This is a genomic window from Streptomyces cinereospinus (assembly GCF_042430725.1).
GTDB classification, from domain to species: Bacteria; Actinomycetota; Actinomycetes; order Streptomycetales; family Streptomycetaceae; genus Streptomyces; species Streptomyces cinereospinus.
This window is the reverse complement of sequence record NZ_JBHMCY010000005.1, coordinates 32,610-46,817: the sequence shown is the minus strand read 5'-3', so window position 1 is coordinate 46,817 and position 14,208 is coordinate 32,610. Positions and strand designations below refer to the sequence as shown.

General features: G+C 71.0%; 13 protein-coding genes and 1 pseudogene. 6 read left to right on the top strand and 8 right to left on the bottom strand.

The features are described 5' to 3' along the window. The first annotated feature begins 15 nt into the window (after window positions 1–15). Window positions 16–801: a glucosamine-6-phosphate deaminase gene (gene nagB, locus ACFF45_RS03750; protein WP_381341810.1), complete on the top strand. Its 786-nt coding sequence runs from the start codon at window positions 16–18 to the stop codon at window positions 799–801. Between the two features lie 349 nt (window positions 802–1,150). Here nagB and ACFF45_RS03745 read toward each other — a convergent pair whose 3' ends face one another. From ACFF45_RS03745 to ACFF45_RS03725, 5 genes are all read right to left on the bottom strand, one after another. Next, complete coding sequence (locus tag ACFF45_RS03745; protein WP_381341808.1) at window positions 1,151–1,702, bottom strand: DoxX family protein; 552 nt, start codon at window positions 1,700–1,702, stop codon at window positions 1,151–1,153. 136 nt (window positions 1,703–1,838) lie between these two features. Then, entirely contained in the window at window positions 1,839–3,332 is a 1,494-nt protein-coding gene (locus ACFF45_RS03740; protein ID WP_381341806.1) for a glycoside hydrolase family 3 protein, read from the bottom strand. A gap of 8 nt (window positions 3,333–3,340) precedes the next feature. Then, on the bottom strand, window positions 3,341–4,171 hold the full coding sequence (locus tag ACFF45_RS03735; protein WP_381341803.1) for a carbohydrate ABC transporter permease: 831 nt from the start codon (window positions 4,169–4,171) through the stop codon (window positions 3,341–3,343). After that, on the bottom strand, window positions 4,168–5,154 hold the full coding sequence (locus tag ACFF45_RS03730; protein ID WP_381341800.1) for a carbohydrate ABC transporter permease: 987 nt from the start codon (window positions 5,152–5,154) through the stop codon (window positions 4,168–4,170). Before ACFF45_RS03730 ends, ACFF45_RS03735 begins: the two co-directional genes overlap by 4 nt. A gap of 83 nt (window positions 5,155–5,237) precedes the next feature. After that, window positions 5,238–6,515, bottom strand: coding sequence for an extracellular solute-binding protein (locus ACFF45_RS03725; protein WP_381341797.1), 1,278 nt, complete (start codon window positions 6,513–6,515; stop codon window positions 5,238–5,240). 394 nt (window positions 6,516–6,909) lie between these two features. On the opposite strand from ACFF45_RS03725, the gene ACFF45_RS03720 reads away from it, so the two are divergent. The 4 genes and pseudogenes from ACFF45_RS03720 to ACFF45_RS03705 form a co-directional block, all read left to right on the top strand. After that, the gene (locus tag ACFF45_RS03720) at window positions 6,910–7,674 is read left to right on the top strand and encodes a GntR family transcriptional regulator (protein ID WP_381341794.1); all 765 of its coding nucleotides are present in this window, start codon (window positions 6,910–6,912) and stop codon (window positions 7,672–7,674) included. A gap of 331 nt (window positions 7,675–8,005) precedes the next feature. After that, on the top strand, window positions 8,006–8,272 hold the full coding sequence (locus ACFF45_RS03715) for a DUF3311 domain-containing protein (RefSeq protein WP_381341791.1): 267 nt from the start codon (window positions 8,006–8,008) through the stop codon (window positions 8,270–8,272). After that, window positions 8,269–9,879, top strand: a complete 1,611-nt coding sequence (mctP, locus tag ACFF45_RS03710; protein WP_381341788.1) for a monocarboxylate uptake permease MctP — start codon at window positions 8,269–8,271, stop codon at window positions 9,877–9,879. The genes ACFF45_RS03715 and mctP overlap by 4 nt, the downstream gene beginning before the upstream one ends. 202 nt (window positions 9,880–10,081) lie before the next feature. Further along, a pseudogene (locus ACFF45_RS03705) lies at window positions 10,082–10,443 on the top strand (ribonucleotide-diphosphate reductase subunit beta); the annotation flags it as partial. Here the strand turns inward: ACFF45_RS03705 and ACFF45_RS03700 are convergent. Then, entirely contained in the window at window positions 10,356–10,598 is a 243-nt protein-coding gene (locus ACFF45_RS03700) for a hypothetical protein (protein ID WP_381341785.1), read from the bottom strand. The pseudogene ACFF45_RS03705 and the gene ACFF45_RS03700 overlap by 88 nt on opposite strands. Before the next feature lie 93 nt (window positions 10,599–10,691). Here ACFF45_RS03700 and ACFF45_RS03695 point away from each other — a divergent pair, with 93 nt between their 5' ends. Continuing rightward, window positions 10,692–11,654, top strand: coding sequence for a helix-turn-helix domain-containing protein (locus ACFF45_RS03695; RefSeq protein WP_381341783.1), 963 nt, complete (start codon window positions 10,692–10,694; stop codon window positions 11,652–11,654). 15 nt (window positions 11,655–11,669) lie between these two features. Here the strand turns inward: ACFF45_RS03695 and ACFF45_RS03690 are convergent, their stop codons facing one another. Then, window positions 11,670–13,049 carry a bifunctional albaflavenone monooxygenase/terpene synthase gene (locus ACFF45_RS03690; RefSeq protein ID WP_381341781.1) on the bottom strand — a complete coding sequence of 460 codons (1,380 nt, stop codon included), beginning with the start codon at window positions 13,047–13,049 and terminating at the stop codon, window positions 11,670–11,672. Further along, window positions 13,046–14,131 (bottom strand): epi-isozizaene synthase, encoded by a 1,086-nt coding sequence (gene cyc1, locus ACFF45_RS03685; protein ID WP_381341778.1) that lies wholly within the window; start codon window positions 14,129–14,131, stop codon window positions 13,046–13,048. Before cyc1 ends, ACFF45_RS03690 begins: the two co-directional genes overlap by 4 nt. Window positions 14,132–14,208: the final 77 nt, after the last annotated feature.

Genomic DNA, 14,208 nt, shown 5'->3' with positions numbered 1-14,208 from the left:
ATCGGCAGGCCCAGCGTGGAAGTTGTCATCGTTCCCGACGCCAAGGCGGGCGGCGAGCTGATCGCCGAGGCCATGGCGGAGCTGCTCGGGCGCAAGCCCGACGCCCTGCTCGGCGTGGCCACCGGCTCGACGCCGCTGCCCGTCTACCAGGCGCTGGCGGCCAGGGTGCGGTCCGGCGCCGTGGACGCCTCACGGGCGCGGATAGCCCAGCTCGACGAGTACGTGGGGCTGCCGGCCGAGCATCCGGAGTCGTACCGGTCGGTGCTGCGCCGTGAGGTGCTGGAGCCGCTCGGGCTGGGGATGGACGCGTTCATGGGCCCGGACGGGACGGCCGAGGACATCCCCGCGGCGTGCGCGGCGTACGACAGGGCGCTGACCGAGGCCGGCGGGGTGGACCTGCAACTGCTGGGCATCGGGACCGACGGGCACATCGGGTTCAACGAGCCGTGTTCCTCGCTGGCCTCGCGGACCCGGATCAAGACGCTGACCGAGCAGACCCGGATCGACAACGCGCGGTTCTTCGACGGCGACATCGGCCAGGTCCCGCACCACGTCATCACGCAGGGCATCGGGACGATCCTGGAGGCGCGGCACCTGGTGCTGCTGGCGACGGGTGAGGGGAAGGCCGAGGCGGTCGCGGCGACGGTGGAGGGGCCGGTCGCGGCGGTCTGCCCGGCCTCGGCGCTCCAGTTGCACCCGCACGCCACCGTGGTGGTCGACGAGGCCGCCGCGTCCGAGCTGAAGCTGGCGGACTACTTCCGGCACACCTACGCCGGCAAGCCGGCGTGGCAAGGGATCTGACCGGCCGGGCGTGACGGCCGCCGGCGGGGCGGGTCCCGGCCTTTCCCGGGGCACCGTCCTTGCCAAATGCCCTGTCTGGCATGCGGTGATCGTAGAGCCCGGCACCCGGCGGCCGGACGGTGTTCACCGCCCGGGAGTGGGAGCTGGGGGCGTGAGCGGGTCAGGCGCCGGGCTGGCCGGCGGCGGTCCAGGCGGCGTACTCCTGGCGGGCCCCCTTCCCGGGCCCCGTCCTTGCCAGGTCCCCGCCCCTTCCCGGGCCCCGTCGTCCTTACCAGGTCCCCGCCCCTTCCCGGGCCCCGCCGCTTCCGGGTCCCCTCCCTTCCGGGCTCCCGCTCCCGGCGTTTCCCCCTCACAGCACCAGGACCAGCACGCCTCCCAGCACGCCCAGGCCCAGGGCGACGGCGAACGGGATCCAGCCGCCGTCCCGCCAGGGGAAGAAGGTGTCGAGCGACACGCGGCCGGGGCCCACCGCGGCGATGGTGAGTGCGGCGACACAGAGCACCATGGGGTACGCGAACGCCGGGGGCCCGGCCGGCCACAGGGTGTACTGGGGCGCCACCGCCATGGCGTTGACCATCACCCCGATCACGGCCGCGGCGGCCAGCGGGGTGAGCAGCCCGGCCGCCAGGCCCAGACCGCCGACGATCTCCGAGGCTCCCGCCAGGGCGGCGAAGAAGGTGCCCGGTTCGTACCCCTGCTGGGCGAGGGCCCGGCCCGTGGCGTCGAGCCCCGCCCCGCCGAACATGCCGAACAGCTTCTGCGCCCCGTAACCCGCCAGGAGCAGTCCCACCGCCAGGCGCAGCAGGAGCACGCCCACGTCGCCGGCGCCCAGCGCGCGCGCCGCCGGTCTCCTGCCGAAGGCACCGGTGAAGCGGTTGGGACCTCGAGTGGGGGCTGTCATCGCGGCATCACCTCCGGGCACGGCCCTCGGTGCGGTTCCCTACGTCCGGTCCCCCCTTTTCGATCCTCCTCCTCCGGGGAGAGGACGTCCAAAGGAGGAGCGGCGCGGTCCGCGGCCCCCGCGCCCCCGCCGTCGCTCACATCCCGGCGACGACCTCCGCCGCCGCCCGCCCGCACACCCGGGCCGCGCCGTACGTGGCGATGTGCAGGGCGCCCCGGGGCGGGGCCTGGGGCACGCCCATCTCGACCACGATCGTGTCGGGGCGGGCCCGGAGCAGCGTGTCGAGGGCGGTCGCCATCCACGCGTGCCGGTGCTCGTCGCGGACGACCGCCACGATCCGGCGCTCCCCCGCCGCTGCCAGGACCGCGCCGCCCGCGACGTCGCCGGCGAACGTGCCCGCCCCGGTGCCGGGGAGCAGGGCGGCCAGCTCCGCCGCCACGCCCCAGGGGGTCTCCTCGCCGACGGCGATGTTGGCGACGGGGGTGAGGGCCGCGACGTAGGGTGCCGCGGTGAGCGGTGTGAAGCCTGCCGCGCCGGTGACCCGCAGCGCCCTCCGGGCGGCCCGCAGCCCCACCTCGCCGTCCGGTGCGGGCCGCCCCACGGCTCGGGCGCGCGCCGCCTCCGCGGTCCAGGCCGCCAGTGCGCGGACCCGTTCCGCCGCGTCCGCCAGCCGCTCCTCGGCGAGCTCACCGGAGCGCACCGCCGCCACGAGGGAGTCACGCAGCCGCCGTACCGTCTCGTCGTCGGCCAGGCCGCCGCCCACGCAGATCGCGTCGGCGCCCGCCGCGACGGCCAGGACGCTGCCGCGTTCGATGCCGTAGGCGGCCGCGACGGCCCGCATCTCCATGCCGTCGGTGACGATCAGTCCGTCGTAGCCGAGGTCGCGGCGCAGCAGGTCGGTCAGGATGTGGCGGGACAGCGTCGCCGGGCGGTCCGGGTCCAGGGCCGGGACCAGGATGTGGGCGCTCATCACCGCCCGGGTGCCCGCGGTGATCGCCGCGCGGAAGGGGGCCAGTTCGCGCTCCCCGAGCACGGACGCGTCCGCGTCGACGCGGGGCATGGCGTGGTGCGAGTCGACGTTCGTGTCGCCGTGGCCGGGGAAGTGCTTGGTGCAGGCCGCGACGCCGGCCGACTGCAGGCCGGTGACGTAGGCCGCGGTGTGCCGGGCGACCAGGGCCGGGTCGGCGCCGAAGGACCGTACGCCGATGACCGGGTTGTCCGGGTCGGAGTTCACGTCCGCCGACGGGGCCCAGTTGAGGTTCACCCCGCACGCGGCGAGCCGGCGGCCCAGCTCCGCGGCGACCTCGCTGGTGAGCTCGGTGTCGTCCACCGCGCCGAGGGCGTGGTTGCCGGGGAAGGAGGAGCCGGTGCGCACCTCCAGGCGCGTCACGTCACCGCCCTCCTCGTCGATGGCGACCAGCACGTCGTCCCGCTCCGCGCGCAGCTGGGCGGTGAGGGCGGCGAGCTGCTCGGGTGAGGAGATGTTGCGGCCGAACAGCCCGACCGAGGCGAGGCCCTCGCCGAGGCGGCGCAGCAGCCAGTCGGGGGCCGCGGTGCCGGTGAAGCCGGGCTGGAGGACCGTCAGCGCGTCCCGGGTCAGGGTGTCGGTGTCGCTGGCGAATGTGGTCATCGAGGGGGTTATCCCTTCACCGCGCCGGCGGTCAGACCACTGACGGCCCTGCGCTGCAGGAAGACGAAGAGGACGAGGATCGGGATCGCGAACAGCGAGGACGCCGCCATGGTCGCGCCCCAGTCGTCGCCGAAGACGCTCTGGAAACTGGTCAGCCACAGCGGCAGCGTCTGGGCCTCGGCGTCCTTGTTCAGCACCAGGACCAGCGGCAGTTCGTTCCAGGCGGTGATGAAGCCGAACATCGAGGTGGCCATCAGGCCGGGCGCGAGGAGCGGCAGGATGACCCGGCGGAAGGCCTGCATCCGGGTGCAGCCGTCGACCATCGCCGCCTCCTCCAGCTCCACGGGCACGGCGGCGACGAAGCCGCGCAGCGTGAGGATGGTGAACGGCAGGATCATCATCATGTAGAAGGCCGTCAGCGGCACGAGGCTGTTCAGCATCGAGGCGTCCCGTACGATCATGTACATCGCGATGATCATGACTTCCCAGGGCGCCATCTGCGCGACCATGAAGCCGATGACGAAGCCGCGCCGCCCCCTGAAGCGCATCCGGGCCAGGGCGAAGGAGCCGGCCAGCGCGATGATCAGCGAGAAGACCACGGCCAGGACGGTGACGGTCAGGGAGTTGGTGACGAACGTCCAGAAGTGGTCGGCGGCGACCGCGGTCCTGAAGTGGTCCAGGGTGACGTCCGTCGGGAACCACACCGGGTCCTCGGCGATGATGTCGCCGGTCGGCTTGAAGGCCGTGGCGAACATCCAGTAGACGGGGAAGACGAAGCCGGCGAACAGCACGAGGGCCGTGACGTTGGGCCACAGGCGGCCGAAGAGTGAGCGCTTCACAGCTCGTCCTCCTCTTGCTTGAGCACGATCCTGAGGTAGTACGCGGTCAGGCCGAGCAGGATCAGGATGGTCAGGACGGCGATCGCGGCGCCCATCCCGTAGTGCTGGTTGCCGACGCCCTCGACGTAGGCGTAGACCGGCAGGATCTCGGTGAGCCGGTCGGGGCCGCCGCCGTTGATGGTGAAGACCTGCACGAACGCCTTGAAGATCCAGATGATCTCCAGGAACGTCGTCGCGTAGAGGAAGGGCCGCAGGAACGGCACGGTGACCGTGGTGAAGCTGCGCCAGGCGCCGGCGCCGTCCAGGGAGGCGGCCTCGTACAGCTCCTTGGGGATGGTGGTGGTCGCCGCGTAGAGGTTGATCGCGACGAACGGGATCGACATCCACACGATCAGCAGGGTGACGACGAAGAAGGTCGACATCTGGCTGCTGGTCCAGCTGTAGTCGGCCATCGAGTGCCAGCCGAGCTTGTCCAGCACCCAGTTGACGACGCCGAACCGCTGGGCGAACAGCCACTGGTAGACGGTGCTCGCCGCGACGACCGGCATGGCCCAGGCCAGCACCAGGCCGAGCAGCAGCGTCAGCCGCATCCGCTTGCCGAGCCGGGCGAGCAGCAGGCCGACCAGCGTGCCCAGGACCATGGTCAGGGCGACGTTGACCGCCGTGAACAGGATCGAGCGCAGGGTGACCCGCCAGAAGTCCTCGCCGGTGAGGACCTCCTGGTAGTTCTCGACGCCGTTCCACTCGGTGACGTGCTGGATCAGCTGCGCCATGTTGAGGTTCTGGAAGGACAGCAGGATGTCCTTCAGCAGCGGCCAGCCGAGCAGCAGCACGGTGGCGGCACAGGCCGGCAGCAGCAACAGGTACGGGGTGGACGCCCCGAGGCGTGCCGTGGCGCGCGGCCTGGGCCCGCCGGCCCCCGAGCCGCCGGGTTGGTGCACCTCCACCGGGCCGGAGGGCGGCCGTTCGGTCTGCACGGTCATGCTCGCGATCTCTCTCTCGGCCTACGTGAACCCGGGGGCGGGGGCCGTACGGTGCACGCGCGGCCCCGGCCCCGCTGATGCGCTCAGCTCTCCTGGGACAGGCGCTTGTTGAACTCGTCCTCGACCTGCTCGGCGGCCTCGGCCGGGGTCTTGCCGTTCAGCACGGCGGTCATGTAGGTCTTGATCGGGTTGGGCGCGTTCTCGACCGCGGCCCACTCCGGGATCAGCGGGGTGGTGCCACCGCCGGCGGCGGCCGGCGCCATGGCCTCGGCGGCCAGGTTGCCCTTGACGTTGCCCTGCAGCGACTCCTTGTTCGGGATGACGCCGTTGAGCTTGGCCAGTTGTCCCTCGTACTCGTCGCTGAGGGCGATCTTCAGGAACTCCTTGGCCAGCTCCTGCTTCTGGCTGCCCGCGGCGACCGCGAGGTTCGAGCCGCCGAGGAAGACGCCCTCGGGCTTGTCGGCCGTGGCACCCGGGATGGTGAAGTAACCGATCTCCTTCTCGATCTCCGGGTTGGCCTCGACGGCGATGCCGGCTTCCCAGCCCATGCCGATGAACGCGCCGACGTCGCCCTTGCCGAAGACCTCACCCTGCTGCGGGGTGGCCTCGTCCTTGTCCTTGGGGGCCTTGGAGAGGGCCTGGAACTTCTTGTAGGTCTCCATGGCGGCGGCGACCTTGGGGTCGGCGAGGTTGGAGACGTACGTGTCGCCGTCCTTCTTGACCAGTTCGCCGCCCTCGCCGACCACCAGGCCGACGAAGTGGTACCAGTTCTGGCCGGGCAGGTAGATCGGCTCGGCGTCGGTCTTCTCGCCGATCGTCCTCAGGGCGTCGTAGAACTCGTCGCGGGTCTTGGGCGTCCCCTTGATGCCGGCGTCGGCCCAGACCTTCTTGTTGTAGACGACGACGCGGTTGGCGAAGTACCAGGGCGCCGCGTACTGCGTGCCCTCGAAGACCGAGGAGTCGTTGAGCGACTCGGTCCAGTCGGCACCGATCTCGGACTTGAGGTCGGCCAGGTCGGCGAGGCCGCCGGTCTTGGCATAGGCCGGGGTCTGGGTGTTGCCGATCTCGAAGACGTCCGGCGGGTTCTCCTCGGACAGGGCGGTGGTCAGCTTCTGCTGGATGCCGTTCCACTGCTGGATCTCGAACGTGACCTTCGCCTTGGTCTTCGCCTCGAAGGCGGCGGCGACGTCCTTCTGCCACTGGTCCGGCGAGGAACCGTCCATCACCCACACCGTGAGCGTCTGGCCGGCGTAGCCCTCCGCCCCCGCCTTGCCCTCGCTGCCGCCGTCCTCACTGCCGCACGCCGCGATGGACACCAGCATGCCCGCGACACCGATCGCGGATATCAGCTTGCGCTTCACGCCACCCTCCTCAGGGATGCCACAAACCCCCCTCGTCCCCGCGGTGACTGACGTACCGCCCTGGGGCCGGGACCTGGACCAATGGTGTAGACCAGTACCGGGGAGCTTGGCCCAGACCATAGGGCGTGTCAAGGGTCTCGCGTACGCCCCCACCAGCCGTTACGGGACCTACATATGCAGGAACCTTTAAGTAAGAACCCCGCGAAAACCGGGGCCGCGGCGACCCTTCGCAGGTAGACCACACGGGCGCCCTGGACTAGACCATCGAGGGCCGCGACGGTATACAGGGGGGATCACGGAGCGTGCGGGGCCCTCTCGCGCGCGGTCGTGCCACGATGTGAGCCGGGCCGGCGCCTCGCCGGACCGGCCGGTACGCGAGCCGGGAAGGCGGAGCATGAGTACTGAGGTCAGCAGTGCGGAGAACGAGAACGGGACGGCCGTCCGTACCGCGCGCGTGCCCAAGTACTACCGCCTGAAGAAGCACCTGCTCGACATGACGGAGACCCTGCCGCCCGGCACCCCGGTCCCGCCCGAGCGCACACTGGCCGCGGAGTTCGACACCTCGCGCACGACCGTGCGGCAGGCCCTTCAGGAGCTGGTCGTCGAGGGGCGGCTGGAGCGGATCCAGGGCAAGGGCACGTTCGTGGCCAAGCCGAAGGTCTCGCAGGCACTGCAGCTCACCTCGTACACCGAGGACATGCGCGCGCAGGGCCTGGAGCCCACCTCCCAGCTGCTGGACATCGGCTACATCACCGCCGACGACCGGCTCGCCGAGCTGCTCGACATCACCGCCGGCGGGCGGGTGCTGCGCATCGAGCGGCTGCGCATGGCCAACGCCGAGCCGATGGCCATCGAGACCACCCACCTGAGCGCCAAGCGCTTCCCGGCGCTGCGCCGCAGCCTGGTCAAGTACACGTCCCTCTACACCGCCCTCGCCGAGGTCTACGACGTGCATCTCGCCGAGGCCGAGGAGACCATCGAGACCTCGCTGGCCACGCCCCGGGAGGCCGGGCTCCTCGGCACCGACGTGGGCCTGCCGATGCTGATGCTGTCCCGGCACTCACTGGACCGCGAGGGCAAGCCGGTGGAGTGGGTCCGCTCGGTGTACCGCGGTGACCGCTACAAGTTCGTGGCGCGACTGAAGCGGCCCCAGGCCTGACGGGCCACGGCGAGCCCCGACCGGCCGGGAGTCCGGGCGTTCCCCTGGGACGGCACAGCGCGGCGCGACTGAAGCGGCCCCAGGCCTGACCCTGTCCGCGGTGCGGCGCGCGCGCCGCACCGCCTGCCCTGCCGTCCTCCCGGGGGCGGGGGTGCCGTCCCGGCGGGAGTTCCAGCGCATGCGGACGGACCGCCAGGAAAAGGACCGGCGGCAGGGCTTTCGCCGCAGCTGAGATACCGGTATGTGAGCAAGGGGTTCCGATGGCGGGACACCGTGACCTAGATTGCCTGCGCGTTACACCAGGTAATCAACGAGGGGACGGAGCCGTCAGATGTCAGATGCCCCAGATGTGAACAGAGCGGGGCCGGTGGTGACGCCCGTGCGCGTCGTCATCGCCCTCTGCCTGATAGCGCCCTTCGTGGCCATGCTCTGGGTGGGCTCGTACGCGAAGCTGGATCCGACGTTCATCGGCATCCCGTTCTTCTACTGGTACCAGATGGCCTGGGTCGTGATCTCCACCGGGCTGACCATGCTCGCGTACCGGCTGTGGCAGCGCGACCAGCGCGCCCGCAGGACGCAGGGGGGTGCCGGAGCGTGAAGGACGGCGTGAACGGCGTCGCACTCGCCGTCTTCATCCTCTTCTTCCTCGCCGTCACGGTGATGGGCTTCCTGGCAGCGCGCTGGCGCCGGGCCGAGAACGAGCACAGCCTCGACGAATGGGGCCTGGGCGGCCGGTCGTTCGGCACCTGGATCACCTGGTTCCTGCTCGGCGGCGACCTCTACACGGCGTACACCTTCGTCGCCGTACCGGCGGCGATCTACGCGGCGGGCGCGGCCGGCTTCTTCGCGGTGCCGTACACGATCCTCATCTACCCGATGATGTTCGTCTTCCTGCCGCGGCTGTGGTCGGTCTCCCACACGCACGGATACGTCACCACCTCGGACTTCGTCCGCGGCCGCTTCGGCTCCAAGGGCCTGTCCCTGGCGGTGGCGCTCACCGGCATCCTCGCCACCATGCCGTACATCGCGCTCCAGCTGGTCGGCATCCAGGCCGTGCTGGACGTGATGGGCATCGGCGGCGGCGAGGACACCAACTGGTTCATCAAGGACCTGCCGTTGCTGATCGCCTTCGGTGTGCTGGCCGCGTACACGTACTCGTCGGGTCTGCGGGCCCCGGCCCTGATCGCGTTCGTCAAGGACGCGCTGATCTACATCGTGATCGCCGTCGCCATCATCTACATCCCCGTCAAGCTGGGCGGCTTCGACGACGTCTTCAGCGCGGCGAGCGAGAAGTACACGGCGGCCGGCGCCGGCGGGCTGGTCCCCAACGCCGCCTCCCAGTGGACGTACGCCACGCTGGCGCTGGGCTCGGCGCTCGCGCTGTTCATGTACCCGCACAGCGTGACGGCCGTGCTGTCCAGCCGCAGCCGGGACGTGATCCGCCGCAACTCCACGATCCTGCCGCTGTACTCGCTGATGCTCGGCCTGCTCGGCCTGCTCGGCTTCATGGCGATCGCGGCCGGCATCGAGGTGGAGAACGGCCAGCTGGCGATCCCGCAGCTGTTCGAGAACATGTTCCCGGACTGGTTCACCGGCGTCGCCTTCGCGGCGATCGGCATCGGCGCGCTGGTCCCGGCGGCCATCATGTCCATCGCGGCGGCCAACCTGTTCACCCGCAACATCTACAAGGACTTCCTCAAGCCGGACGCCACCCCCGAGCAGGAGACCAAGGTCTCCAAGCTGGTGTCCCTGCTGGTGAAGGTCGGCGCCCTGGTCTTCGTCCTCGGCATGGACAAGACGGTCGCGATCAACTTCCAGCTGCTGGGCGGCATCTGGATCCTGCAGACCATGCCCGCCCTGGTCGGCGGCCTGTTCACCCGCTGGTTCCACCGCTGGGCCCTGCTGGCCGGCTGGGCCGTCGGCATGGTCTACGGCACGGTCGCGGCGTACGGGGTGGCCTCGCCGACCCAGAAGCACTTCGGCGGCTCGTCGGCGGAGATCCCCGGCATCGGCGAGATCGGCTACCTCGGCCTCACCGCGTTCGTGCTCAACCTGCTGGTCACCGTGGTCCTGACGTTCGTGCTCAGGGCGGCGAAGGCCCCCGAGGGCATCGACGAGACCAGGCCCGAGGACTACACGGCGGACGCCGGCGACCCGGGCGTCCAGGTCGAGCTGCCCCCGGCGACCGCGGGAGCCGGCCACTAGCTAGGGCCGCGGCAGGCAACGTTCGCCCCGTCGCGACGTCCGGCACGCACTCTCACCGCACGGGACGCCGCTCCTCCACGGGCAAACGTCGCCTGCCGCGGCACACGCGAGGGCGACGCCCGGGGCGCGGGGGACTCCGCGCCCGCCACACCCGATCCGCGGCGGGCCGCCGAGGTGGGACACCTCTGCGGCCCGCTGTCGCTTCGCGTTCGACGTGGTCGACACCGTCCGCACGGAGGAGCCGGACCTCTGCGACGACCGGCTCCGGAAGCAGGTCACCGACATGCTGCGGGAGGCCGTCGAGGCCGAGCTGTGCAGTTCGCGCGCGGCCTGTGCGATGACGGCCTCCCGGGCATGAGCACCGACTCCGTGCGGCAGTACCTGGAGCGCGTCGCCGACCAGTGCCTGACGCGCCTCGGCTTCGCCCCGGTGTACGGCTCCGAGAACCCCTTCTCCTTCATGGAGCTCCAGGGGGTTCAGGAGCTGACCAACTTCTTCGAGCGGCGGCCCTCGGCGTACCTGGTCGCCGTGGAGGGCACGGTCGACCTGGACGAGGACTTCTGATCCTCCGCGCGCCGGTCGCGGTCCTGGGCCTCCCTGAGCTGCCGGTCGATGCGCCGTTCGCGCACGGCACCGACCAGCGAGGGGAGGACCATGATCGCGAAGAGTCCGGCGACCACCAGCATGCCGACGAGTGCTTCGATCTGGTTCGTGTTCATGGACACCACTGTCGCGCCGCACACTCCTTACCGACAGTGGCAGGACTGCCGTATGCCCTCGATTTCCTGCCACCTCCGGGGCACACTGGAGGCATGCTTCAGAACGTGGCCGCCGTCCTCGTCGACGGGGTGAACCCCTTCGAGCTCGGCGTGATCTGCGAGGTCTTCGGCATCGACCGGAGCGACGACGGACTGCCGGTGTACGACTTCGCGGTCGCCTCCGCCGAAGGGCCGGCGCTGCGGGCGAACGCCGGCTTCTCGATGCGTGTCGAGCACGGGCTGGAGCGCCTGGAGAGCGCCGACCTGATCGCCGTGCCGGCGGGCTCGCGTTACGAGTCGCGGACCTTCCCGCCCGAGCTGCTCGACGCCCTGCGCCGGGGCGTCGAGCGGGGCGCGCGGGTGCTCAGCGTGTGCTCCGGCGTGTTCGTGCTGGGCGCCGCGGGGCTGCTGGACGGGCGGCGGTGCGCGGTGCACTGGCGGCACGCCGACGAGCTGGAGCGGCGGTATCCGCGCGCGGTGGTCGAACCGGACGTGCTCTACGTCGACGCGGGCCCGGTGATCACCTCGGCCGGTACGGCCGCGGGGATCGACGCCTGCCTGCACGTCGTCCGCAAGGAGCAGGGCCCGGAGGTCGCCAACAAGATCGCCCGGCGGATGGTGGTGCCGCCGCACCGGGACGGCGGCCAGGCCCAGTACATCGAGCGCCCGCTGCCCCGCTGCGAGGGGGACGCCGTCGCCGAGGTGCTGGTGTGGATGGAGCGCCACCTCGACCAGGAGGTGACCGTCGAGCAGCTGGCCGCCCGCGCCCTGATGTCCCCGCGCACCTTCGCCCGCCGCTTCCAGCAGGAGACGGGGACGACTCCGTACCGCTGGATCCTGCGCCAGCGGGTGCTGCTGGCCCAGCGGTTGCTGGAGGCGACGGACGAGACGGTGGACGCCATCGCCGGGCGGACCGGGTTCGGCAACGCGGCCGCCCTGCGCCACCAGTTCGTCCGGGCGCTGGGCACCACGCCCCAGGCCTACCGCCGCACGTTCAGGGGCCCGGCGGCCGCCTGAACGCGGCGGCGCCGCTCACCGCTCCGCGGGCCTGAGCAGCAGCCGCTGCGGGCGGAGCGTGATGCCGACGCGGGTGGCGTCGTCGGACCCGGGCACCTGCGCCAGTCGGTACTTGGTGGCGACCGCCGCCGTGATCAGCGTCAGCTGGGCCATCGAGAAGTGGTCGCTCGGGCACTTGCGATTACCCACGCTGAACGGACTCATGGCATATTTCGGCACGTCCTTCGCCCGCTCCGGCAGCCACCGGTCGGGGTCGAACTTCAGGTGGTCCGCGTACGATCGCGGATCGCGCTGTATCGCGTACGGGCTGTACACGATGTCCGCTCCGGCGGGAATGCGATAGCCGCCGAGTTCGGTGTCGGCGACCGCCCGCCGGGTCAGTATCCATACGGCGGGACGCAAACGCATCGCCTCGACCACGACATGGTTCGTGTGCGTGAGCTTCCGGACGTCCGCGAATGCGACCGGCCGGCCGCCGGTCACCGATCGGACCTCGTCCCGGATACGGTCCGCGTGTTCCGGATGCCCGGCGAGCGCCTGGAGCAGCCACATGATCGTGGAGGCGACGGTTTCGCTCCCCGGGGTGAGTATCGCGACCACCTGGTCGTGGATCTCCTGTTCCCCGATGGGATCGCCGTTCTCGTCCTTCGCCGCCAGCAATGCCGTCAGCAGATCGTTCGGCTTCCGACCGGACGCGCGGCGCTCGGCCACGATCTCGTCGACCAGGAGATGCAGATCGGCCAACGCCCGGTTGAATCGCCGGTTGGCGGGCAGCGGCAGCCGGTACAGCGGCCCGAGCGGGATCACCATGCGCTGGTACATGCCGCGGAACACGGTGGCGAGGGCGCGGCACAGCCGCTCGGCGCGCTCGTCCATGGACGGGCCGCGCAGCAGGCAGCGGGCCGCGATGCGCACCGCGACCCGGAAGGACTCGGAGGTGCAGTCGACGGTCTCGCCGGGCCGCCAGCGGGTGGTGAGCCCGTGTGCCTCCTCCTCCATGACCGGCCCGTAGGCCGGGATCGCGTCGAGCCGGAACGCGGGCTGGATCGTGCGGCGCTGCCGCCGGTGGCGGGGGCCGTTGGCGGTGGCCACGCCCTCCTCGCCGAGCAGCCCCTCCAGGGACTCCCACAGCGGGCCGTCGATCGTGTAGCCGGGGCTGAGGGCCAGGGCTCCGGTGAGCGCCGGGGTGGTGACGGCGTACACCGTCCTGGGGCCGAGCCGCAGCCGGACCACCTCGCCGTGGTCGCGCAGCCGGGACATGAAGGCCAGGGGGTCGCGGGCCAGCTTCCAGCCGTGGCCGAGGAGCGGGACGCCGCCGCCCGCGTACGGGGGTTCCCGCAGCTCCGGTGCCGGCCGCTGTTGCGGGGCCCCGGGCCGCACGGATCCGACGGTCATTTCTCACCTGCCGTTTCGTTGCTGACGTACGGGGGTGTGGACCGGTCGTCCCAGCTGTCGATCCGGTAACGGCCGGACTCGTGGTGGAACCAGTAGACGGAACTGAACCAGTTCCGCATGTTCCCGAGGCAGGCGCTCACGGCAGCGCTCAGTTCCTTTCCGCGTACCGTGCCGTCGGCGAGAGCGTCCGCAAAGTGCGAAGCCTCCCGCTCGGCGACGAGGAAGTCGGGCACACAGCTCTCGACGCGCCGCCGGACTTCCGCGACCGCCTCTTCGAGCGTCAGTCCTTCATGGGTGATGAGACTGATTCCGAGATTGTGCACCTCGTCGCCCGCGATTTCCTTGGGCAGCGAGCAGAGGTCGTTGTACCAGGCGGCGAATTCCTGGCTCAGCAGCGCCGCCCTGCGATATGCCGGGTGTTTCCGCACCGCGTCCGGGAGTTCCCGTCCGGCGCTCAGCTCCAGCAGGTCGGTCCATATCCAGTGGGCGAAGGTGAGCCGGCGCAGTGCCAGGTATTCCTCGGCCCTCGGCACGATGCCGTGCGTACGGTTGAGGAATTCCCGGTCGTACGCCTCGATCACCGAGTGGAAATGCCGGGCGAACCGCTCGTTCCAGGTGCGCGGCAGGAACGCGTACAGCCGCAGCACGCTGTCCGCGAACCCCGCCACCAGCGGGTCGCCGTGACGCAGGTGGCCCAGGGGGGAGTCGAGCGCCTCGTGCAGCCGTGCCCGCAGCCGGCCCCAAGCGGCCGGACGGCGGTGGACGACGTCCCGGTCGTGCCGGTCGTCCCAGGCGAAGAACCACGCGCTGTAGTCCGCTATCGCCTGGAGCACGTCGTCCGGGGCACCCAGGTAGTACCCCGCCATGAGATCGGTGTAGCACAGGCCGTCGGCATATTCCGCTACCTTGTCCGCCGGCATGAGCCGCTTTTCCAGGAGCCAGGTACGGGTCTTCTCCCGGAGCCTGGGCCGATACGGGTGCGATTGCCTGGGAAACGCCGCCTCGATCACGGGAAGAGACAGCGAGGGTGGGACCGCGATCGCCGTTGCGGTCGCGGTGGTGCTGTGTGGGAAAGCAGGCACGGACGAACCCCTCTCAGCCGCCAGTCGGGCACACCCCTCCCGCTGTGCCGGGCGTGCGCCGTTGCGTGACCCCGCAC